The sequence below is a fragment of the Streptomyces sp. NPDC050121 genome, assembly GCF_044460385.1.
Lineage (GTDB): Bacteria > Actinomycetota > Actinomycetes > Streptomycetales > Streptomycetaceae > Streptomyces > Streptomyces soliscabiei.
In genome coordinates, this window is record NZ_JBITJV010000022.1 from 1 (window position 1) to 19,821 (window position 19,821).

General features: G+C 70.6%; 21 protein-coding genes and 2 pseudogenes. 12 read left to right on the top strand and 11 right to left on the bottom strand.

What is annotated here, in order from left to right; all coding sequences use genetic code 11:
- Positions 1 to 107: 107 nt before the first annotated feature.
- Positions 108 to 626, bottom strand: coding sequence for a GNAT family N-acetyltransferase (locus tag ACIBTS_RS29130; RefSeq protein ID WP_399323275.1), 519 nt, complete (start codon positions 624 to 626; stop codon positions 108 to 110).
- A gap of 269 nt (positions 627 to 895) precedes the next feature.
- Between ACIBTS_RS29130 and ACIBTS_RS29135 the strand changes: the two genes are divergently transcribed.
- Together ACIBTS_RS29135 and ACIBTS_RS29140 are read left to right on the top strand one after the other, a co-directional pair.
- Entirely contained in the window at positions 896 to 1,873 is a 978-nt protein-coding gene (locus ACIBTS_RS29135) for a GlxA family transcriptional regulator (RefSeq protein WP_399323277.1), read from the top strand.
- A complete protein-coding gene (locus ACIBTS_RS29140; protein WP_399323279.1) occupies positions 1,873 to 2,508 on the top strand; it encodes a DJ-1/PfpI family protein in 636 nt (211 codons plus the stop codon). Before ACIBTS_RS29135 ends, ACIBTS_RS29140 begins: the two co-directional genes overlap by 1 nt.
- A 34-nt stretch (positions 2,509 to 2,542) precedes the next feature.
- Here the strand turns inward: ACIBTS_RS29140 and ACIBTS_RS29145 are convergent.
- From ACIBTS_RS29145 to ACIBTS_RS29160, 4 genes and pseudogenes are all read right to left on the bottom strand, one after another.
- Positions 2,543 to 2,854 (bottom strand): annotated as a pseudogene (locus ACIBTS_RS29145) (maleylpyruvate isomerase N-terminal domain-containing protein); the annotation flags it as partial.
- Between the two features lie 43 nt (positions 2,855 to 2,897).
- Entirely contained in the window at positions 2,898 to 3,644 is a 747-nt protein-coding gene (locus tag ACIBTS_RS29150; protein WP_399323281.1) for a class I SAM-dependent methyltransferase, read from the bottom strand.
- Positions 3,645 to 3,734: 90 nt separating this feature from the next.
- Positions 3,735 to 4,055 (bottom strand): AzlD domain-containing protein, encoded by a 321-nt coding sequence (locus ACIBTS_RS29155; protein ID WP_399323283.1) that lies wholly within the window; start codon positions 4,053 to 4,055, stop codon positions 3,735 to 3,737.
- A complete protein-coding gene (locus ACIBTS_RS29160; protein ID WP_399323285.1) occupies positions 4,052 to 4,768 on the bottom strand; it encodes an AzlC family ABC transporter permease in 717 nt (238 codons plus the stop codon). The genes ACIBTS_RS29155 and ACIBTS_RS29160 overlap by 4 nt, the downstream gene beginning before the upstream one ends.
- Before the next feature lie 68 nt (positions 4,769 to 4,836).
- On the opposite strand from ACIBTS_RS29160, the gene ACIBTS_RS29165 reads away from it, so the two are divergent.
- The gene (locus ACIBTS_RS29165; protein WP_319334367.1) at positions 4,837 to 5,412 is read left to right on the top strand and encodes an XRE family transcriptional regulator; all 576 of its coding nucleotides are present in this window, start codon (positions 4,837 to 4,839) and stop codon (positions 5,410 to 5,412) included.
- Positions 5,413 to 5,497: 85 nt separating this feature from the next.
- Here ACIBTS_RS29165 and ACIBTS_RS29170 read toward each other — a convergent pair whose 3' ends face one another.
- Complete coding sequence (locus tag ACIBTS_RS29170; RefSeq protein ID WP_003974443.1) at positions 5,498 to 5,701, bottom strand: cold-shock protein; 204 nt, start codon at positions 5,699 to 5,701, stop codon at positions 5,498 to 5,500.
- 296 nt (positions 5,702 to 5,997) lie between these two features.
- Here ACIBTS_RS29170 and ACIBTS_RS29175 point away from each other — a divergent pair, with 296 nt between their 5' ends.
- The 5 genes from ACIBTS_RS29175 to ACIBTS_RS29195 all read left to right on the top strand — a co-directional run bounded on the left by ACIBTS_RS29175 (position 5,998) and on the right by ACIBTS_RS29195 (position 11,518).
- Positions 5,998 to 6,855, top strand: coding sequence for a menaquinone biosynthesis protein (locus ACIBTS_RS29175; RefSeq protein WP_319672746.1), 858 nt, complete (start codon positions 5,998 to 6,000; stop codon positions 6,853 to 6,855).
- A 99-nt stretch (positions 6,856 to 6,954) separates the two neighbouring features.
- Positions 6,955 to 8,757, top strand: coding sequence for a serine/threonine-protein kinase (locus tag ACIBTS_RS29180; protein WP_399323287.1), 1,803 nt, complete (start codon positions 6,955 to 6,957; stop codon positions 8,755 to 8,757).
- A 3-nt stretch (positions 8,758 to 8,760) separates the two neighbouring features.
- Positions 8,761 to 9,525, top strand: a complete 765-nt coding sequence (locus ACIBTS_RS29185) for a prepilin peptidase (protein WP_399323289.1) — start codon at positions 8,761 to 8,763, stop codon at positions 9,523 to 9,525.
- A gap of 180 nt (positions 9,526 to 9,705) precedes the next feature.
- Complete coding sequence (gene mqnC / locus ACIBTS_RS29190; RefSeq protein ID WP_319672743.1) at positions 9,706 to 10,905, top strand: cyclic dehypoxanthinyl futalosine synthase; 1,200 nt, start codon at positions 9,706 to 9,708, stop codon at positions 10,903 to 10,905.
- A gap of 7 nt (positions 10,906 to 10,912) precedes the next feature.
- Positions 10,913 to 11,518, top strand: coding sequence for a hypothetical protein (locus ACIBTS_RS29195; RefSeq protein WP_399323292.1), 606 nt, complete (start codon positions 10,913 to 10,915; stop codon positions 11,516 to 11,518).
- A 69-nt stretch (positions 11,519 to 11,587) separates the two neighbouring features.
- Here the strand turns inward: ACIBTS_RS29195 and ACIBTS_RS29200 are convergent, their stop codons facing one another.
- Positions 11,588 to 12,619 (bottom strand): chitinase, encoded by a 1,032-nt coding sequence (locus tag ACIBTS_RS29200; RefSeq protein WP_399323293.1) that lies wholly within the window; start codon positions 12,617 to 12,619, stop codon positions 11,588 to 11,590.
- Positions 12,620 to 12,968: 349 nt separating this feature from the next.
- Between ACIBTS_RS29200 and ACIBTS_RS29205 the strand changes: the two are divergent.
- Both ACIBTS_RS29205 and ACIBTS_RS29210 read left to right on the top strand, forming a co-directional pair.
- A pseudogene (locus tag ACIBTS_RS29205) lies at positions 12,969 to 13,478 on the top strand (acyltransferase); the annotation flags it as partial.
- Between the two features lie 32 nt (positions 13,479 to 13,510).
- Positions 13,511 to 14,206, top strand: a complete 696-nt coding sequence (locus ACIBTS_RS29210; protein ID WP_079660509.1) for a demethylmenaquinone methyltransferase — start codon at positions 13,511 to 13,513, stop codon at positions 14,204 to 14,206.
- 43 nt (positions 14,207 to 14,249) lie between these two features.
- Here ACIBTS_RS29210 and ACIBTS_RS29215 read toward each other — a convergent pair whose 3' ends face one another.
- Together ACIBTS_RS29215 and ACIBTS_RS29220 are read right to left on the bottom strand one after the other, a co-directional pair.
- The gene (locus ACIBTS_RS29215; RefSeq protein WP_399323295.1) at positions 14,250 to 14,564 is read right to left on the bottom strand and encodes a PASTA domain-containing protein; all 315 of its coding nucleotides are present in this window, start codon (positions 14,562 to 14,564) and stop codon (positions 14,250 to 14,252) included.
- Between the two features lie 132 nt (positions 14,565 to 14,696).
- Positions 14,697 to 15,203 (bottom strand): GNAT family N-acetyltransferase, encoded by a 507-nt coding sequence (locus tag ACIBTS_RS29220; protein ID WP_399323296.1) that lies wholly within the window; start codon positions 15,201 to 15,203, stop codon positions 14,697 to 14,699.
- A gap of 97 nt (positions 15,204 to 15,300) precedes the next feature.
- On the opposite strand from ACIBTS_RS29220, the gene ACIBTS_RS29225 reads away from it, so the two are divergent.
- Positions 15,301 to 16,608, top strand: coding sequence for a geranylgeranyl reductase family protein (locus ACIBTS_RS29225; RefSeq protein ID WP_399323299.1), 1,308 nt, complete (start codon positions 15,301 to 15,303; stop codon positions 16,606 to 16,608).
- Positions 16,609 to 16,728: 120 nt separating this feature from the next.
- On the opposite strand, the gene def is transcribed toward ACIBTS_RS29225, so the two are convergent.
- Positions 16,729 to 17,391 (bottom strand): peptide deformylase, encoded by a 663-nt coding sequence (def, locus tag ACIBTS_RS29230; protein ID WP_399323301.1) that lies wholly within the window; start codon positions 17,389 to 17,391, stop codon positions 16,729 to 16,731.
- Positions 17,392 to 17,892: 501 nt separating this feature from the next.
- A complete protein-coding gene (locus ACIBTS_RS29235; RefSeq protein WP_319674907.1) occupies positions 17,893 to 18,702 on the bottom strand; it encodes a C40 family peptidase in 810 nt (269 codons plus the stop codon).
- 754 nt (positions 18,703 to 19,456) lie between these two features.
- Here ACIBTS_RS29235 and ACIBTS_RS29240 point away from each other — a divergent pair.
- Complete coding sequence (locus tag ACIBTS_RS29240; RefSeq protein ID WP_007383963.1) at positions 19,457 to 19,816, top strand: NADH-quinone oxidoreductase subunit A; 360 nt, start codon at positions 19,457 to 19,459, stop codon at positions 19,814 to 19,816.
- Positions 19,817 to 19,821 lie beyond the last annotated feature (5 nt).

A 19,821-nucleotide genomic window follows, 5' to 3' on the forward strand; every position in this document is an offset into this window, starting at 1 on the left:
AGCCCGTTGCGGTTAACGTCGCACGACGGGTTCGGGAGGAGGCCGCTGGGAAAAGGGGCAGCTCCGCTGCCACCTCGCCCGGCGGCCCACCTCACACTGCCGCTCGCTCAGGGCGCGTCGTCCCGCAGCACGCTGTAGGACACGCCGTCGCGCCAGCGCCCGTCCCGGAACACGATGCTGCGCAGGACGCCCTCGCGGGTGAAACCCGCCTTCTCCAGGGCGCGTTGCTCGGCGATGTTCTCCACTTCGGTGTCCGCCTCGATCCTCATGACGGGCGTGTGCGCGAACAGGTAACGCACCAGGAGGCGTTGGGCCTGGGTGCCGACGCCACGCCCCTGGGCCCGCGGCAGCAGTTGGATGCCCATGTTCCAGCAGTACGAGCTGGGCGCGGTGACGACCTTGCGCCAGGCCACGAAGCCGAGCGCCTCCGCGCCGGACGTCACCATCAACTGGCCGCCGTCGTCGGAGAGCATGCCGTTCTCGGCCCACCGCCGCCTGAAGCGCCCCGGATCCGCCCACCCGAACCACGAGAACGGCCCGGCGGCCTCGGGGTCGACCAGGAACTGTTCCAGCATCAGCAGGTCGTCCTCGCGGACGGGACGCAGGCGCACGGTGTCGTCGATCACCCGGGCCACGCTAGCTGTCTTCCTGCCGCGACGGGGCGGCTAAGGCAACAGGCAGTGCCGAGTACCGGTTGCGCGGCCACGTCCTGGCCACCGGCAAACGCTTCGTCTCCGACCTGTGGATTGCCTACTCGGGCTCACCGACGCCCGATGCCACTTTCGGCATGGCCGGTTGACCGGAGGCTCGGCCACGTGCAGCCGCTCTGGCCGGGGCGGAAAAGGTGGGAAGCGCGTCATTGCTGCCATGTGTGCACGCTGCCAGGCTGGATGGCATGAGGTCTCGAAGTGTGATCATCGTGCTGTACGAGGGTGTGCAGAGTCTGGACGTCACGGGTCCGCTGGAGGTCTTCACCGGGGCAGGTGCCGCCGTGGGGCAGCCGGGCGTGTACCAGATCATGACCGCTGGGCCCGGTGGCAGGCCGGTGCGGACATGCAGTGGGCTGCGGCTGCTGCCCGACGACGACCTCAACCACGTCGAACCGGCGCACACACTTGTGGTGCCTGGCGGCGCGGGTACGGCCGACCCCGACCCGGCACTGGTACGCCGCATCGGTGAACTGGCGGCCGAAGCCGAGCGTGTGGTGTCGGTGTGTACCGGGGCCTTCCTGCTCGCCGAGACCGGCCTGCTGGCCGGACGCCGCGCCACCACGCACTGGGCGTACTGCGATTCGCTCGCGCGGCGTCATCCGGACATCGACGTCGATCCCGAACCGATCTACGTCAAGGACGGGAACACCGCCAGCTCGGCCGGCGTCACCGCAGGCATCGACCTTGCCCTGGCGCTGGTCGAGGAGGATCTCGGCCGCGACGCCGCCCTGCTCGTGGCCAGACACCTGGTGATGTTCCTGCGGAGGCCCGGAGGGCAGGCACAGTTCAGCACGCAATTGGCCGCTCAGTTCGCCGAACGCGATCCACTGCGCGAGGTCCAGCGTTGGATCGCCGAACACCCGGATGGCGACCTCTCCGTCGACACGCTCGCCCGCCGCGCCGCGCTGTCGCCCCGTCACTTCGCCCGAGCCTTCGCTGCCGAAGTGGGGGTGACGCCTGGCCGGTACGTGGACGGGGTCCGGTTGGAGACAGCCCGCCGACGGCTGGAGGACACCGACGACGGGATCGAGCAGATCGCCCGGTCCTGTGGCTACGGCACCCCGGAATCGATGCGGCGCGCCTTCGTCCGTGCCCTGGCCGTACCGCCGGTCGAGTACCGCCGCCGCTTCCGCCCCCACCGAACCCGAACCGGAGGAGAATGATGCAGATCGCCATACTGCTGTACGACCGCTTCACGGCGCTGGACGCCGTAGGCCCCTACGAGATCCTTTCCCGCGTCCCCGGCGCGGAGGTGGTCTTCACCGCCTCCCGACCCGGCCCGGTCCGCACCGACATGACCAGCCTCGCCCTCACGGCCGATGCCGCACTCGGCGAGGTGACCGCCCCCGACCTTCTGCTCGTCCCCGGCGGCCCCGGAACCGCCGACCTCCTGTCGGACGATCCCACCCTCGACTGGCTCCGCAGCCTCGACCACGCCACGACGTGGACCACATCGGTCTGCTCCGGCTCCCTGCTGCTGGCCGCCGCAGGACTGCTCACCGGGCGCCGGGCCACCTCGCACTGGGTCTGCCTCGACCATCTAGCGGCCTTCGGTGCCATCCCCGCCACGGACCGGGTCGTGATCGACGGGAAGTACGCCACCGCCGCCGGCGTATCGGCCGGCATCGACCTGGCCCTGTCCTTGACCGGCCGCATAGCGGGTGACGAAATCGCCGAAGCGATCCAGCTCGTCGTGGAGTACGACCCCCAACCGCCTTATGCCGCAGGCTCGGCCGCCACGGCGCCTGCCTCCCTCATCGCCGCCCTGCGCGCGAGCGACCTCGTCGTCAGCATCTGACCTTGCCGAGGAGCCGCGGTGATGGGGTGCGTTCACCGCTCTTCCGCAATGCGTCCAGCAGTTGCTCCGTGGACTTCGCCAACCAGGCCGGCAGGGCCTCGCGCTCCCGAGGCGCAGCCGGGGCGCCCTCCGCTGCGGACTTGGCCGGGGCAGGCCCTGCGGCGACGGTGGCGGCTCAGGCGCGGCGCCCCTCGCCGATGTGCTGCGCCAGATCGAACAGCGTCCACTCGGGGCAGGTCGGCACCTGCACATCGAGGCTGGGCGCGGAGGCGACCGCGGCGTGGAAGGCGGTCGATCGTTCGTCGATCAGCCGCAGCAGATCGGGGAACTCCAGAGTCTTTTCCACTCCGGCTGTCCATCACTGTGCCCCGACGACCGGACAGCGATTTTCACTGGCCCTGGGCGTCCCCGGAGTCCGGCTCCGCAGGCCTGCGGGCGATCAGGAACGCCTGTGGGACCGACTCGCCGAGCTCGGGCTCCGGCTCGCGTACGGTGCTCGATCGCATCGTGAAGCCGGCCGACGTCAGCAGGCCGGCCATCTGCTCGGGGCGGCGGCGTTCGAAGTCGAGGGCGACCGGGTGGCCCCAGGGGCGGTCGTGGCGGCGGGGCTCGTCGCCGACCTGGAAGGCGAGGAGGAGGTGCCCGCCGGGGGTGAGGACGCGGAGGAACTCGGCGAAGAGGGCGGGGAGTTCGTCCACAGGGGTGTGGATGGAGGAGTAGAAGGAGACGACCCCGTCGAGGGAGCCGTCCGCGTGCCCGTCCAGCTTCAGCATCGAGCCCTGCTCGAACCGGATCCCCGGGTTCTCGCGCCGCGCGACCGCCAGCATCGACTCCGACAGGTCGAGCCCGGACACGTCGAGCCCCATCGAGGCGAGACGCCCCGTCGTCCGGCCGGGACCGCACCCCAGGTCGGCCACCCGGCCACCCTCGCCGACGAGTTCGGCGTACGCCGCGAGCACGGCCCGCTCCAGCGGCCTCGCGACGAGTTCGGCACGGAAGCGCTCGGCGTAGTCCTCGGCGATGGCGTCGTAGAACGTGCGGGTGGCGGTCACGAATCCCGGGGCGGGGGGTGTCGTGTTTCCACTGGTTGCGGCGCGAGACTCGGGGGCCGTGGTGGGGGATGTGGTGTCGGTCATGGGGCGGGACCCTAGTGGGTGCCACCGACAACCGGGTGCGTTCCAAGCCACGCCCGGAGCCACGCCCTACGCCACGCCCGGAGCCACGCCCTACGCCACGCCCAGTGCCCGCAGGGCCCCCGCCGTCGCCGCTGCCCCCAGTACCACCACCGCGAACGGCGCTTTCCGCCACGCCAGTACCCCGCCGGCCAGCACCCCGGCCGGACGCGCCCAGCCGGCCAAGCCGCCGCCCTCGGTGAGCGCGCCCGTCGCCAACAGCGCGACCAGCAGGACCACCGCCCCGGCGGACAGCAACTCCTGCACCCGGGCAGGCAGTTCCACCCGCCCGTGCAGCACGGGGCCGACCAGCCGGAGGGCGTACGTCCCTACCGTCAGCGCCAGGATGAGGATCAAGGTGGCCGTCGTGCTCATGCCGCTGCCCTCCCCTTGCCGTTGTGGCTGCGGCCGTAGAGCGCCAGGCCGGCCAGCGCGAGCAGTACCGGTACCCCGGCCGGGGCTATCGGCGTCGCCGCCAGGGCGACGGCCGCGCCGAGTGCGGCCGGGCGTCGCAGCCCGGCGTCCTTGCGCAGGGTCGGCAGGACCAGCGCCACGAGGACCGCGGGGAAGGCCGCGTCCAGCCCGTAGGCCGCCGTGTCGCCGAGGGCGCTCCCGGCGACGGCGCCCGCGAGCACGCCGATGTTCCATACGGCGAACAGTCCGATCCCGGAGACCCAGAACGCGGCGCGGCGGCGGGCGGGGTCCGGCTGGGCGAGGGCGAAGGCGACCGTCTCGTCGGTCACCAGGTGCGCGCCGAGGAGGCGGCTCGCGCGGCCGGGGCCGAGGAGGTCGGCGACCGCCAGGCTGAACGCGGCGTTGCGCGTGTTGAGGAGCAGCCCGGTCGCGGCGGCGGCGAGCGGACCGCCCCCGGCCAGCACCACACCGACCGCGCTGAACTGGGCGGAGCCCGCGTACACCACCAGCGACATCACCACCGGCACCCACACCGGCAGCCCGCCGGCGACGGCGATCGCCCCGAAGGAGACACCCACCACCCCGCCGGCCAGCCAGACGAGTGAACTGTCGCGGACGAGGGGCCGGAGCACGGAGCTCTCCGAGGACGCGGGTGTTCGTTGTGGCGAACGCATGTTCTCTACAATGGACAGAGCGGCCCATGTTCGTCAAGCCGAACGACCGTACCGATGGAGCGAACGACATGTCCGACCCGGCGTCCCCGCCCCCCTCCCGCCTGCCCCTGGACTGGATCGCCGCCGCCCTGCGCCGCGAGCGCACTCGCGCCGGTCTCTCCCTCTCCGAGCTGGCCAAACGCGCCGGCATCGCGAAGTCCACGCTGTCGCAGTTGGAGGCGGCGAGCGGGAATCCGAGCGTGGAGACGCTCTGGGCGCTGGGCGTGGCGCTGGGTGTGCCGTTCTCGGTACTCGTCGAGCCGCCCGTCTCGGCCGTCCGGGTGATTCGCGCGGGGGAGGGGCCGACGGTCGCCTCGGAACGGGCGCCGTACGTGGCCACGCTGCTGTCGGCCAGCCCGCCGGGCGCGCGGCGGGACATCTACCACCTGCGGGCCGAACCGGGCCCCGCACGGGAATCGGACCCACATATTCCGGGCACGGTCGAGCATCTGATCGTGAGCACGGGACGGGTGAAGGCGGGCCCGGTCGGGGAGCTGGTGGAACTGGAGCCGGGGGACTATCTGACCTACCGGGGGGACGTGCCGCACTCGTACGAGGCGCTGGCACCGGGCACGACGTTCGTGTTGGTCATGCAGCACGTGTGACCCGGCACAGGCAGGAGCCCCGTGCCGGATGGCACAGGGCTCCTTGGGTACTGCTCTCAGACTTGCGATGTCACGGGTGTAAGGATCAGACGGGGGTGACGTTCTCCGCCTGAGGACCCTTCGGGCCCTGCGTCACGTCGAAGGAAACCTGCTGGTTCTCCTCGAGCGAACGGAAACCCTGCGCGTTGATCGCGGAGTAGTGGACGAAGACGTCGGGGCCGCCGCCTTCTTGGGCGATGAAGCCAAAGCCCTTTTCGGCGTTGAACCACTTCACGGTTCCGGTAGCCATAAGCCCTCCTTGGGCCCAAAGGGTTGCCCTGCTCCAGATCCTGCAAGTGTGAAAACAGTGCCGCACAACTGCATACGTCTGAAAACGACGAGAGCCTGCGGTTACATGCTCCGCAGGCTCTGTACTGCAAGGGAAACCAAACTGCAACTTGCGGCGAGCCTAGCATGCAGGCAGCCGAAAGCAATAGAGGTCAAGATCACGTCACCCGGATGTTTGAAGATCGCGAAAACAGGTTGACGTGGAGGGGTTCGGGGGTCGGAGTCCGGAGCGTACCCGACGGGGTCTAGTCTCGCGATGTGGACAATTCTCGCACCCGGCCGCGCGTGGGCCACATTCAGTTCCTCAACTGCCTGCCCCTGTACTGGGGGCTCGCGAGAACCGGCACCCTCCTCGACTTCGAGCTGACCAAGGACACCCCGGAGAAGCTCAGCGAGCGACTGGTGCAGGGCGACCTCGACATCGGGCCCATCACCCTCGTCGAGTTCCTCAAGAACGCCGACGACCTGGTCGCCTTCCCCGACATCGCCGTCGGCTGCGACGGCCCGGTGATGTCCTGCGTGATCGTCTCGAAGGTCCCGCTGGAGGAGCTGGACGGCGCCCGTGTCGCCCTCGGCTCGACCTCCCGCACCTCCGTCCGCCTCGCCCAGCTCCTGCTGGAGGACCGTTTCGGCGTCCAGCCGGACTACTACACCTGCCCGCCCGACCTCAGCCTGATGATGCAGGAGGCCGAGGCCGCCGTACTCATCGGCGACGCCGCCCTGCGGGCCAACCTGCTGGAGGGACCGCGCTTCGGCCTGGAGGTGCACGACCTCGGCGCCCTCTGGAAGGAGTGGACCGGCCTGCCCTTCGTCTTCGCGGTGTGGGCGGCCCGCCGGGACTACCTGGAGCGCGAGCCCGTCATCACCCGCGAGGTCCACCAGGCGTTCCTCGACTCCTGCAGCCTCTCCCTGGAGGAGGTCGGCAAGGTCGCCGAGCAGGCGGCCCGCTGGGAGGAGTTCGACGAAGAGGTCCTGGAGCGGTACTTCACCACCCTCGACTTCCGCTTCGGCGCACCCCAGCTGGCGGCCGTGACCGAGTTCGCCCGCCGCGTCGGCCCGACGACGGGCTTCCCGGCGGACGTGAACGTGGAACTGCTCCACCCCCGTTCTGCGTAACCTGCTGCAGAGACTTACGGGCTCCTTACGGGGCCTACAGGCTCCTTACGGGGCCTACGGGTCATGGCGGGTGTCCTTATGGGGGAGGGGTGGACGTCCATGCAGGCGCTCGGAGCTGACGAACCCACGGCCGTGGGGCCCTACCGGCTGCTCGGCCGGCTCGGGTCCGGCGGAATGGGCCGCGTCTACCTGGGCCGTAGCGCCGGCGGCCGCACAGTCGCCGTGAAGATCGTGCACCCGCACCTCGCCCTCGACGAGGAATTCCGCGCCCGTTTCCGGCGCGAGGTCGAGGCCGCGCGGCGGGTCGGCGGAGCCTGGACCGCGCCGGTCCTGGACGCCGACCCGGAGGCCACGATCCCGTGGGTCGCCACCGGCTACGCGGCCGGCCCCTCCCTGGCCGCCGCGGTCACCTCCGGCGGCGGACCGCTGCCCGAGACCTCCGTAAGGGTTCTCGGCGCGGGCCTGGCGGAGGCGCTCACGACCGTGCACGAGCTGGGCCTGGTGCACCGGGACGTGAAGCCGTCCAACGTCCTGCTGACCGTCGACGGCCCGCTGCTGATCGACTTCGGCATCGCCCGCGCCACCGACGGCACCGCCTCCCTCACCTCGACCGGGGTCTCGGTCGGCTCGCCCGGCTACATGGCCCCCGAGCAGATCCTCGGCAAGGGCGCGTCCGGCGCGTCCGACGTCTTCTCCCTCGGCGCGGTGCTGGCGTACGCGGCGACCGGACGGCCCCCGTTCCCCGGCGACTCCTCGGCCGCCCTCCTCTACAAGGTCGTCCACGAGCTGCCCGAACTGGGCGCGCCGGACGGCGAACTCCGTGGTGAGCTGCGGTCGGTGGTCGAGTCCTGCCTGTCCAAGGACCCGACCGCACGGCCGTCGCCGTCCGAAGTGGCCCACCGGCTCGCTCCCGAGGGCGCGGCCCGGCTGGTGGCGCGCGGGTGGCTGCCGGGGCCGCTGGTGGAGCAGGTGGGGCGCAGCGCCGTACACCTGCTGAACCTGGAGGTGACGGGTGCGGATGAGGATGAGGGCGCGGGGTCAGGCGTCGGTGCGGGTGCGGGTGCGGGTGCGGGTGCGGGCGCGGGTGTAGGGGTGGGTGCGGGCGTTGCCGTGTCCGGGCCGGTGGGGTTCAGCAGTCCGGCGGTGACGTCGGGGCAACCGGCGCTGACGGTCGGCGAGTTCGGGCCGCCGCCCGTGATGGACGGGAGCGCCGCCGCCACGCCGGTGGACGCGGCGCCTTCCGTGCCCGCGCCCCGGGACGCCGAGCCGGTAGCCGCCGGGGGCGGACGCCCCGGCAAGGTCTCCGTCACCGTGGCGGCCGGCGCGACACCCGGCGAGGGCGGCCGCGGACGACGGCTGAGCTGCACCGTCGTGCTGGCGGTCGCGGGCGCGATGGCGGCGGTGACGGTCGGCTCGGTGTTCCTGTTCGACCTGCTGCCGAACGACGACCGTGACGCCGGGAGCTCCGGCGCCGGCGCCTACTCGCCCGCGCCGACGGCCGGTTCGAGCTTCAGCGCCGAGGACGGCGGCCACGACGGCACCGCGCCCACCGCACTCCCGGCCCGCTACGTCGGCACCTGGGAGGGCCAGGGCACCGGCCTCGACGGCGCCCTCCCGATGGGCACCTTCCGGGTGACGGTCCAACCGGCCGACGTGGGCAAGAAGGTGGGGGAGCTGCGGCAGACGGATGTGCTCGGCGGCGTCTGCCTCGACGTCCTGACGCTGAAGCAGGTGACGAAGAAGGACGTCGTCGCCACCTCCGTCGGGGCGAAGAGCAACCACGCGGGCTGCAATCCGACGCCCCACACGATCCGCCTCACCCCGACCGGCGACGACCTCACCTACACCTCGGACAGCGCGGCCGAGGGCAACCCCGTGGCGCGGATGTCGAAGGTCCGATAGGGGATGCCCACACCCCCCAGTGACCTGACGCTGGCCGCCGTCGCCGCACTCTGGGGCGCCGTGGCGGGCGCGCTGCTGCCACGCGCCGCCTACCGCCTCGCCGTGCCCTGGGAGGAGACGGAGGACGGTGCGGAGAAGGACCCCGGCTGGCGGTCCACCTGCCCGGACGGCCACCCGATCCGGGGCTGGCTCGGCCGGGCCAGATGCGGCCGGCGCACCCCCTCCTACGCCCCCGGCGCCCTCCTCCTGCCCGTCCTCACCGCGCTCCTGTGCGCCGCGCTCGCCGCCGCCACCGGGGTGCGGCCCGAGCTGGTCGTATGGCTGGTGCTCGTGCCGGTCGGGGTGCTGCTGGCCGTCGTCGACCTGCGGGCGCACCGGCTGCCCGATCCGCTCACCCTCCCGCTCGCGGCCGCCGCCCTCGCCCTGCTGGGCCCGGCCGCGCTGCTGCCCGAGCACGCCGGCCACTGGACGACGGCCCTGCTGGGCGCGCTCGCCCTCGGCGTCGGCTACCTCGTGCTGCACCTCGTCAACCCCGCCGGCCTGGCCTTCGGCGACGTGAAGCTGGCGCTCGGGACGGGCGCCGTCCTCGGCTGGTACGGCTGGGCCACGGTCATGCTGGGCACGCTCGCCGCGTTCGGGTTCGGGGCGCTGTACGGGGCAGTGCTGGCCGTCGTGGGACAGGGAGGGCGCAAGGCGACGATCGCCTTCGGGCCGTTCATGCTCGCGGGGACGTTCACGGGTCTGCTGATCGGCGCGTACGCGGCGTGAGGGACAGGTCTGCTGATCGGCGCGTACGCGGCGTGAGGGACAGGTCTGCTGATCGGCGCGTGCGCGGCGTGAGGGACAGGTCTGCTGATCGGCGCGTGCGCGGCCTGAGGTCCGGGTGGCGAAAGGGCTGGCGTAGGCTGGTTCGGTCTGTCCACAACCCTTGACGAAAGGGACGCTCCGGTGCCCGAGAAGGCCGACCTCCAGTCTGTGCTCGACCGTGCCGCGGAGGGCGGGCGGATCACCCCGGAAGAGGCCCTCGACCTCTACCGCGACGCCCCGCTGCACGCGCTCGGCGCCGCCGCCGACGCCGTACGCCGCCGTCTGTACGCGGGAACCGAGCACATCGCGACGTACATCATCGAGCGGAACATCAACTACACGAACGTGTGCGTCACGGCGTGCAAGTTCTGCGCCTTCTACGCGGCCCCGAAGGACACCGCCAAGGGCTGGTCCCGCGACCTGGACGACATCCTGCGCCGCTGCGCCGAGACCGTCGAACTCGGCGGCACGCAGATCATGTTCCAGGGCGGCCACCACCCGGACTACGGCGTCGAGTACTACGAGAAGCACTTCGCCGCCATCAAGGAGGCGTTCCCGCAGCTGGTCATCCACTCGCTGGGCGCGTCCGAGGTCGAGCACATGGCGCGGATCTCCAAGGTGAGCGTGGAGGAGGCCATCACGCGGATCCACGCGGCCGGTCTCGACTCCTTCGCCGGCGCCGGCGCGGAGCTGCTCCCCGAGCGCCCCCGCAAGGCCATCGCGCCCCTGAAGGAGTCCGGCGAGCGCTGGCTGGAGATCATGGAGACCGCGCACAACCTGGGCGTGGAGTCGACGTCGACCATGCTGATGGGCACCGGCGAGACCAACGCCGAGCGCATCGAGCACCTGCGGATGATCCGTGACGTACAGGACCGGACGGGCGGCTTCCGCGCCTTCATCCCGTACACCTACCAGCCCGAGAACAACCACCTGAAGGGCCGCACGCAGGCCACGCTCTTCGAGTACCTGCGGATGATCGCCATCGCCCGGCTGTTCATGGACAACATCCGGCACATCCAGGGCTCCTGGCTGACCACGGGCAAGGAGGTCGGCCAACTCTCCCTGCACTACGGCGCGGACGACCTCGGCTCGATCATGCTGGAGGAGAACGTCGTCTCCTCGGCCGGCGCCAAGCACCGCTCCAACCGCCTGGAGATCATCGACCTGATCCGCAAGGCGGGCCGCGTCCCGGCCCAGCGTGCGACGACGTACGAGCACCTCGTCGTGCACGACGACCCGGCGAACGACCCCGTCGACGAGCGGGTCATGTCCCACATCTCGTCCACGGCGATCGCGGGCGGCACCGCCCACCCCGAGCTGAAGCTCCTCACCTCCAACTAGCCTGCGCATGCTGACGATTCACGCCGACTCCAGGGGCCGGGCGCTCGCCGTCGACGGCGCCTGGATCGCCGACGCCGGGCCGCTGGAGGAGCTCGTCGCCGCCCATCCGCGCGCGCGGGTCCGTACCTGGCCCGGCATCCTGACGCCCGGACTGATCAACCTGCACGGCAACGAGCTGCTGGAGGAGGCGTACCACCCGGATCCGCGCGAGGCCGAACTGCTGGGCACCGCGCCGCTGACCGGGGACGCGCTGGCGGAGCTCACCATGGACGACGTCCGCTGGGGCGCGAGCGCCCGGCGCGGGGTGCAGCGCATGCTGGCGCACGGCACGGTCCGGGCGGCCTGCGAGGAACTGCGCAACCGCGCGGTACGGGACGCCGTGCACCGCTCCGGCCTGGCGGTCATGGGCCGCATCGGGCGCCCCGGCGGAACCCCCGCGCTCGACCCGTACGCCGCCGGGCTGCCGGTCGAGTTCGCGCCGCCACGCGAGCGCCACTCCGCAGCCCGGTTCGCCGTCTTCGACGTACAGGACGAGACCGAGCTGGCGGAGCGCGGCGCAGCAAGTTGCGTGGCCACGGTGGTGGAGGGCCGCATCGTCTACCGGCGACGGTAGACGGGCGGCGGGCGGCGGGCCGCCTGGTCGGCCGACGGCGGCGGGCGGCGGGCGGCAAGGGGGGTTTTCCTACTTCGAAAACGCCTCCGCAAATGCTCCCGAACTCTGTTCGACCCCACTGCAGTTGGTCAGAGCGTCATCCTTGGTCGAATCCTTGTCCGAACACTGCTGATCCCGGAACGTCGACCACATGGAAACCCAGGAAATCCCCTTCTCCTCGGCGAACGCCCGCACCTGAGCCGCATCCGCCAGCGAAAACGTCTCGTTGGCGACATCGTTGGTCCCGATCATCGAGGTCAGCGCCATACCCCTCCACGCGACGGAGTCCGCCGTCCCGAACACCGACTTCAACTGCGCCTGCGCCGCCGTCGCCGAGGTGATCGCGTACCCGCCCATGTCACCGGCGTACGACTCGCCGTAGTTCATCGTCATGAGGTTGACGGTCGACACCTGCACGTCGTACTCGTTCGCGGACGCCAGCAGCGCCAGGCTGTCGGAGTCCAGCCCGGACGGCATCACCGGGAGCGTGAAGGAGACCTCCAGGCCGGGCCGTTCCTGCTGCAGCGCCGCGATCGCCCGGGAGCGCAGGGCGACCGAGGCGGGGTCGGTGAGTTCGTCGCCCTCGATGTCGAAGTCGGCCTGCGTGGAGCCGGCCGCGTCGAGCGCCTCTCCGTACGCCTCGGCGAGTTCCGACGCGCTGTCACAGGCGGCCGCCAACTCCTTGCCGGAGGCCCCGCCGAAGGAGACCCGCACCGTGGCGCCCGACTTCGTCAACGCCGAGATACGGGACTTCACCGCCGAGTCGCCGATGGCGTTCGTCTCGTTCCACTTCGGCGTACAGCTGCTGCCGTCGGCGATCACGAACGCCAGGTTGTACGTCGTCGGCGAGCCCGCCAAGTCGTTGACGGAGGCCTCCGCCGCGCTCACGTAGGGCGCGTAGGAGGTGCCCTTGCCCGTGCCCTTGCCGGTGTCGTTGTCCGTGGCCTTGCCCGTGGCCTTGGGCGCAGCGTCCGACGTGTTGTCGGACCCCGCGGAGCATCCTGCCAGTGCCAGGGCGAACAGGCAGGTGACCCCGGCCGTCGGCATCAGGAAACTCCTCATTGCGTATGCACCGCTCTCGTGATTTCTGCCTCAGCACGGAAACAAAGGCCGCTCAAAAGGGATAAGCAACCCTCCCATGGCGGCCAGTGGTTGCGCAGGAGTTTCATGGATCTCTCAGGGATTGAACAGGTTCACTCGTTTCTTGTGGGCCTCTCACATGAGGCTCAGAGTTTGTGCCACATAAAGGCTCTCTAATATCCGGGGAATGCAATCCGAGCCTGCCATCGAAAGCCGTGCCGCCGCCCGCGGCAGCCGTCGCGGTCGCAAACGTGACGTCGCCTCCGTAGAGGGGCCCGTGTTCGTTGACAACTCCTGACGCAGGTCGAAGCTGCTGCGCCGGATCGGTCTCCTCTTCTGCCGGATGCTCGGCTTCGCGCACCGTGACGGCGTCCTGCAGCGCGTGAAGCCGGCCCTGGTGACCGTGGTGTCGCCGGCGGCGATCGGCTTCGGCGGCTGGTACGCCTTCACGCACCAGGCGGACGCCGGCACCTACGACCTGGACGAGATCCCGCTCGCGCAGCCCTTCTGGTCGGCCGGCTTCGTCATGCTGCTGATGTGGGCGAAGGCCTACTTCGGCATCGACTTCGCCTGGCTCACCCGGCTCCGGCGCACGAACCGCGTCGTCACCGTCTTCAACACGCGCGCGGTGACGATCTACCTCTGGCACGAGATCGCCCTGATCCTCGCCGTGCCGCTGATCGACCGGTTCTGGGACATCCCCGCCTTAGAGACGTACCTGCCGCTGGACAGCCAGTGGTTCATGTTCGGCGTGGGCCGGCTGCTGATCGGCGTCCTCGTGCTGGCGTGCGGGTGGGTCGAGGACGTGACGGCACGGAAGAAGCCGAGGCTCCTGCCGTGAGCCGGTGAGGGAGGGGCTGCCACAATGGACGGGTGACCCGCGCTTCCCTGAACAAGCAGCCCAACGAAGTCGCCTCGATGTTCGACCGCGTGGCGGAACGGTACGACCTGACCAACGACGTGCTGTCGCTGGGCCAGGACCGGAGGTGGCGCAAGGAGGTCGCGAAGGCGGTCGACGCCCGCCCCGCCCAGAAGGTCCTGGACCTCGCCGCGGGCACGGCCACCTCCTCCCTCCCCTTCGCCCGCACCGGCGCCTACGTCGTCCCTTGCGACTTCTCCCTCGGCATGCTCCAGGTCGGCAAGCGGAACCACGCCTGGCTGCCCTTCACGGCCGGGGACGCGACGCGGCTGCCCTTCAAGGACGACACCTTCGACGCCGTCACCATCTCCTTCGGCCTGCGCAACGTGCAGGACTTCGACGCCGCCCTGCGCGAGATGTACCGGGTGACCCGGCCCGGCGGACGCGTCGTGATCTGCGAGTTCTCGCACCCGACCTGGGCGCCCTTCCGGACCGTCTACACCGAGTACCTGATGCGCGCCCTGCCCCCTGTCGCCCGCGCGGTCTCCTCCAACCCCGACGCCTACGTCTACCTCGCCGAGTCCATCCGCGCCTGGCCCGACCAGCCCGCCCTCGCCGAGCACCTGCGCAAGGCCGGCTGGTCGAAGGTCGCCTGGCGCAACCTGACCGGCGGCGTGGTCACCCTCCACCGAGGCTTCAAGGACGCCTGAGGCCCGGTTCTCGGCGTTCCTGCGCGGCCACGCTCCCGCGCCTCTACCTGCTGATCGCCTCGAAGGGATCCCCGGGCTGGTCCAGCTCGCGCTGCAGCCCGCCCCCGCCCGGTCTCGGCACGCGCGGCTCGCGCACACTCGCGCCTCCGCCGCCCTCCCCCTCCCCGAAGTCGAACCACACGGTGACGACGGCGCCACGCGGCACCTCGACACCTGGCGGCGGGTACTGCCGTACGACGTAGTCGACGACCGCGCGGTGGAAGTCGGGCCGGTCCGGGGCGGCCAGCAGCACGCCTTGCGCCGCGGCCGCCTCACGCGCGTCCACGGCCATCAGACCCACGAACCTAGGCACGCGCACTTCGGGCGTTTTGGGCGGTATGAGCACAGATGTCACCCCCAGCGGTACTGGAAGGGTAACCGCCCGAGGGTGCCGCCCGGAAGCGTCAAGTGTCTTTCTGTAGTCGATAATTGCGTAAATCGCTACAGAGAGTCACCAGGTGAGGCGGTAGCAGTGCCCTTCCCGCTCCAGCTCGGGCGTCAGGAACACCTCCGAAAGCCGCATCCCCAGCCGTTGCGCGACGGCAATCGACCGCTCGTTGCGCGCGTCGACCATGGCCACCACCCCCGGCACCCCGGCCGCCCGCACCCGCTCCAGCGTCATCTGCGCGGCCGTCGTCGCATACCCCCGCCCCCAGTGCTCCCGCCCCAGCCGCCACCCGATCTCGATCTCCCCCTTGGGACCCCACTCCCGCGGCCACGGCTGGGCGCCCGTGAACCCGATGACCCGGTCGTCCCGGTCCAGCATCGTCCACAGACAGAAACCGTGCTCGGCGTCGTGCCGCCGCTGGCGGGCGGTGAGCTCCTCGTAGGCGGACAGCTCCGCGGATCTGCCTCCGTGGAACTCCATCACCTCCGGGTGGTTGAACACCCGGTGCCACGCGACCGCGTCCTCGTCCGTGGGAACACGCAGCCGTACTTCGGGGAGAGCTCGGTTCACTGGGCAGCCCTTCAGCGGGGTGATCAATTCTGCTGAATAGACTGCCCATGTCCAGTGCCGGTCGGCACGCAGATTCCGAACTTGGGGAGATCCCGCCGTGACCGCCGTGAACGAGCCCCACGCCGAGCCCTTCTCCGAGCACACCGCCGACGTGATCGTCGTCGGCGCGGGGCCGGCCGGCTCCACGACCGCCTACTACCTCGCCAAGGCCGGACTCGACGTACTCCTCCTAGAGAAGACCGAGTTCCCGCGCGAGAAGGTCTGCGGCGACGGCCTCACCCCGCGCGCCACCAAGCAGCTCGTGGCCATGGGCATCGACATCTCCGAGGAGGCCGGCTGGCTGCGCAACAAGGGCCTGAGGATCATCGGCGGCGGCGTGCGCCTGCAGCTCGACTGGCCGGATCTCGCCTCCTTCCCCGACTACGGCCTCGTCCGCAAGCGCGACGACTTCGACGAACAGCTCGCCCGCCAGGCCCAGAAGGCGGGCGCCCGCCTGTACGAGCGCTGCAACGTCGGCGCCCCGATCATCGACGACCGCACCGGCCGCATCACCGGTGTGCGCGCCAAGCTCGGCGAGGAGAAGCGTGAAGTCACCTTCCACGCCCCGCTGGTGGTGGCCGCCGACGGCAACTCCACCCGTCTCTCGCTCGCGATGGGCCTGCACCGCCGCGAGGACCGCCCGATGGGCGTCGCCGTCCGCACCTACTTCACCTCCCCGCGCCACGAGGACGACTACCTGGAGTCCTGGCTGGAGCTGTGGGACCGCCGAGGCCCCGGCGAGGACCGGCTGCTGCCGGGCTACGGCTGGATCTTCGGCATGGGGGACGGCACGTCGAACGTCGGCCTGGGCGTGCTGAACACCTCCGACTCCTTCAAGGAGCTCGACTGGCGCGAGGTCCTCAAGGCCTGGTGCGCGTCCATGCCGGAGGACTGGGGATACACCCCGGAGAACATGACCGGCCCGATCCGCGGCGCCGCCCTCCCCATGGCCTTCAACCGCAAGCCCCACTACACCAAGGGGCTGCTGCTGGTCGGCGACGCCGGCGGCCTGGTGAACCCCTTCAACGGCGAGGGCATCGCCTACGCCATGGAGTCCGGCCAGATCGCCGCCGACGTCATCGTCCAGGCCCACGCCCGCGCCACCCCCGGCCAGCGTGAACTCGCCCTGCAGCGCTACCCGCAGATCCTCGCGGACACCTACGGCGGTTACTACACGCTGGGCCGCGCCTTCGTGAAGCTCATCGGCAACCCGAAGGTCATGAAGATCGCGGCCCAGCGCGGCCTGACCCACCCCTTGCTGATGAAGTTCACCCTCAAGATGCTCGCCAACCTGACCGACCCCACGGGCGGCGACGCGATGGACCGCATCATCAACGGCCTGAGCAAGGCAGCCCCAAAGGCCTGACCACCAACCAACCCGGGCCCTGTGACGGCGGCGGCCCCCACCCCAGGGGCAGCGGCCGCCCCCGCCCCGGAGAACAGCGGCCGGCGCTGGCCCGGTGCAGCGGCTGCCCTCGACCTAGGGCTAGGCCTCCTGCGCCTGCGCCTGAGCCTGAGTGTGGGCTTGGCTCAGGGCCGTGGCCTTGGCGGCCCGGCGCGCGAAGACCTCGTCCCGCCGGTCCGCCACCTGCCGCAGCGCGTCCTTCCGGCCCCTCTTCGAGAGCCGGTCCAGATAGACCTGTCCGTCGAGATGGTCACTCTCGTGCTCCAGGCACCGCGCGAAGTACCCGCGCCCCTCGACGACCAGCGGACGGCCCTCCCGGTCGTACCCCCGCACCACGGCCCGGTCCGGCCGCGGTACGTCCATGACGGCGCCCGGCACCGACAGGCACCCCTCGCCCTCGTCGAGCAGCCGTCGCCCGGCCGGGTCGAGCCGGTCCAGCACCGGATTGACGATGTGTCCGACATGTCGGACACCTTCGTCGTCCCGACAGTCGTAGACGAAGACCCGCAGTCCGACACCGACCTGGTTCGCCGCAAGGCCGGCCCCGTCGGCGACGTACATGGTGAGGAACATGTCGTCGATGAGTGCGGCCAGATCCGGCCCGAACTCGGTGACGTCCCGGCAGGACTTGTGCAGGACCTCTTCGCCGACCTCGGTGATCCGCCGCACCGACCCACCCCGGGCCTCGGGCGCGAACGGCGGATACGACGCAACCGGCTGCCCTTGCACGAACACACGTGGCATGACGTTCTCTCCTCCATCTCATGGACAGGCCATGGAGCTCCACAACCCGCCCACCGAGCATCCCAAGAGAACGACAACCGCGTCCGCGAATCGGGAGAGGATTGGCAGCCGCGAAGCCCGTGTGGTCGAGCAGGCCGAGAGAGCGGCGCGCGGTGCCCGCACGACGAGGGGAGAGGCCGGAGTGCGTGGCCGAGCGCGCCAGAGGCGCGGCTGACGCCCGCCCGAACGCACCGAGAGGGCGGCCAAGGAGGCGAGCCCGATGTGGGAGGGGCTGGCGCGGGAAGGCCCGGCGCGGGAGAGGTGTGGGAGGGGCCGGAGGGGTCGCCGATGCGCGCCCGAACGCGCCGGGGGAGCGGCGCCCGTGGCGGGCCGCGAGAGCGGTCGAACTGCGGGACGATCGGGCCCGCCGCCGGGCGGGCAGGCGGAGCCCGAAGGGCCGCTGCCCCCGAGGCGGCTGCGGCCCTTCCGTGCGTGAGGCGCCCTACGGGCACCGAGAGGGCGTCAGAGCACCCGCACCGCTCCGGTCGGCGGGTCGTACGACAGCGGCTTCTCGGCCACGCCGGTGGACGGGTTCTGCGCACCGACGAACATGCCGTCGCCGACGTACACCGCCACGTGGTACGCGCTGCCCGCGCTCCCCCAGTAGAGGATGTCGCCCGGCTGCAGGTTGTCCAGCGACACCTGGGTGCCGGCGGTGGACTGGTCCTGCGAGACGCGCGGCAGGTCGATGCCGACCTGCTTGAAGGCGGTCTGCACCAGACCCGAGCAGTCCCACGAGTTCGGGCCGGTGCCGCCGGAGACGTAGGCGTCCCCGATCTGCGCCTTCACGAACGCGATGACGGCGGCGGCCGAACCGGTCGCCGTGGACGAGCTGAACGAGCTGGTCGAGCTGCTGCTCGACGCGGACGTCGAGGCCAGCGTGGTCCGCTCGGCGTTGCGCGTGGCACGCTCGGCGGCGGCCTTGCGGGCGGCCTCGGCCTTCTTCGTCGCCTCGGCCTTGGCGTCGGCGAGGTCCTTCTTGGCCTCCTTGGCGGCTGCTGCGGCGGCCGCGTCACGCTCGGCCTGCAGCTGGTAGTTCGCTGCGGCCTGCTGCGTGGCCTGAGCGGACTGCGCGACCTGGGCGGCCAGGTCGCCCGTGAGTACGGGCAGTTCGAGCGTCTGCGTCACCGGCTCGGCGGCGTTCGCCGAACCGGCCGCGGTGGCGACGGCCAGCGTGCCGAGGACACCACTGGCGACTCCGGCCCGCATCGCGATCGTCGACGCGCTGCGGCGGGGTTTCCGGTGGCTGCGTATGTGAGCGGTGTGGGACATGAGTCCAACCGGTATCAGGGGCTCCTCCATACCTTCAAGAAACGTGTGCTGCGCCACAGTTGTTCAATCAACGCCCCAATTCCCCTGCCTCGCGTTCTTTATTGACGCCGTAACGGACATTACGGACGCGGGTGATCAAGCCTGTGATCATGGGCTTTCGTCGTTACGCCCGGATTGCCCGGCACCTACCATCGGTCGAGACTGTTGGCCAAGCCCGCTTCTTGGGCGCCTCTGATGAATGTGGCGGAGGTCACGGAACGGTTACCGCGGCGGCCGCGTCTCGCGCATGCGGTGGGATCGCCTCCGCTCGTGAACGCGTGCACGCGTCCACATGCCGTCCACACCCCGTCCCGCGCTCCCCCTGATGTGTGAACGCGGCCCACTATCAGGACGCCGCATCCATCACGAATTTGCATGCAAGGGAAGCTTCTTGATATTGAGACGCCCCTCGCGGCCTGCGGCGACGAGCGTAAATGTCACTTCTTGTGATCACTCTGACGCTTCGCGTACGAAGATCACCGCTGATATGACTTCATGATCCTTCGTTAGGTGGTGGAGATCACAAAGCTTGTGTAATACCCCGTGTCGCAGATCACAGAGTGGCGGGCATAGGATGCGAGGCAGTTGGGCTTGTGACCTGCTTCACATGTTCGCGATCTTCGCCGGGACAGGCGGGGTTCGTGGGGCCGGTGGGGCCGACGTGAGTCCGATGCCATCGCCAGCAGTCAGTGCCGACTGAGAGGAGCGAGGAGCGGTGAACGCGTATGCGCCCATCCTCGTACTGGGAGCCCTCGGGGCAGGCTTTGCGATCTTCTCCGTGGTCATGGCCACGCTGATCGGGCCGAAGCGGTACAACCGCGCCAAGCTCGAGGCCTACGAGTGCGGTATCGAGCCGACCCCCACGCCGGCCGGCGGCGGGCGCTTCCCCATCAAGTACTACCTGACGGCGATGCTCTTCATCGTCTTCGACATCGAGATCGTCTTCCTCTACCCCTGGGCCGTCACCTTCGACGCCCTGGGTGTCTTCGGGCTCGTGGAGATGCTGCTCTTCGTGCTCACCGTCTTCGTCGCGTACGCGTACGTATGGCGGCGCGGCGGCCTGGAATGGGACTGAGGGGC

Excerpts from the sequence above, each read along its gene's own strand:
- ACIBTS_RS29135 (WP_399323277.1), top strand. The coding sequence starts at position 896 with ATGAGGTCTCGAAGTGTGATCATCGTGCTGTACGAGGGTGTGCAGAGT.
- ACIBTS_RS29140 (WP_399323279.1), top strand. The coding sequence starts at position 1,873 with ATGCAGATCGCCATACTGCTGTACGACCGCTTCACGGCGCTGGACGCC.
- ACIBTS_RS29150 (WP_399323281.1), bottom strand. The coding sequence starts at position 3,644 with ATGACCGACACCACATCCCCCACCACGGCCCCCGAGTCTCGCGCCGCA.
- ACIBTS_RS29155 (WP_399323283.1), bottom strand. The coding sequence starts at position 4,055 with ATGAGCACGACGGCCACCTTGATCCTCATCCTGGCGCTGACGGTAGGG.
- ACIBTS_RS29160 (WP_399323285.1), bottom strand. The coding sequence starts at position 4,768 with ATGCGTTCGCCACAACGAACACCCGCGTCCTCGGAGAGCTCCGTGCTC.
- ACIBTS_RS29165 (WP_319334367.1), top strand. The coding sequence starts at position 4,837 with ATGTCCGACCCGGCGTCCCCGCCCCCCTCCCGCCTGCCCCTGGACTGG.
- ACIBTS_RS29170 (WP_003974443.1), bottom strand. The coding sequence starts at position 5,701 with ATGGCTACCGGAACCGTGAAGTGGTTCAACGCCGAAAAGGGCTTTGGC.
- ACIBTS_RS29180 (WP_399323287.1), top strand. The coding sequence starts at position 6,955 with ATGCAGGCGCTCGGAGCTGACGAACCCACGGCCGTGGGGCCCTACCGG.
- ACIBTS_RS29185 (WP_399323289.1), top strand. The coding sequence starts at position 8,761 with ATGCCCACACCCCCCAGTGACCTGACGCTGGCCGCCGTCGCCGCACTC.
- ACIBTS_RS29195 (WP_399323292.1), top strand. The coding sequence starts at position 10,913 with ATGCTGACGATTCACGCCGACTCCAGGGGCCGGGCGCTCGCCGTCGAC.
- ACIBTS_RS29200 (WP_399323293.1), bottom strand. The coding sequence starts at position 12,619 with ATGAGGAGTTTCCTGATGCCGACGGCCGGGGTCACCTGCCTGTTCGCC.
- def (WP_399323301.1), bottom strand. The coding sequence starts at position 17,391 with ATGCCACGTGTGTTCGTGCAAGGGCAGCCGGTTGCGTCGTATCCGCCG.
- ACIBTS_RS29235 (WP_319674907.1), bottom strand. The coding sequence starts at position 18,702 with ATGTCCCACACCGCTCACATACGCAGCCACCGGAAACCCCGCCGCAGC.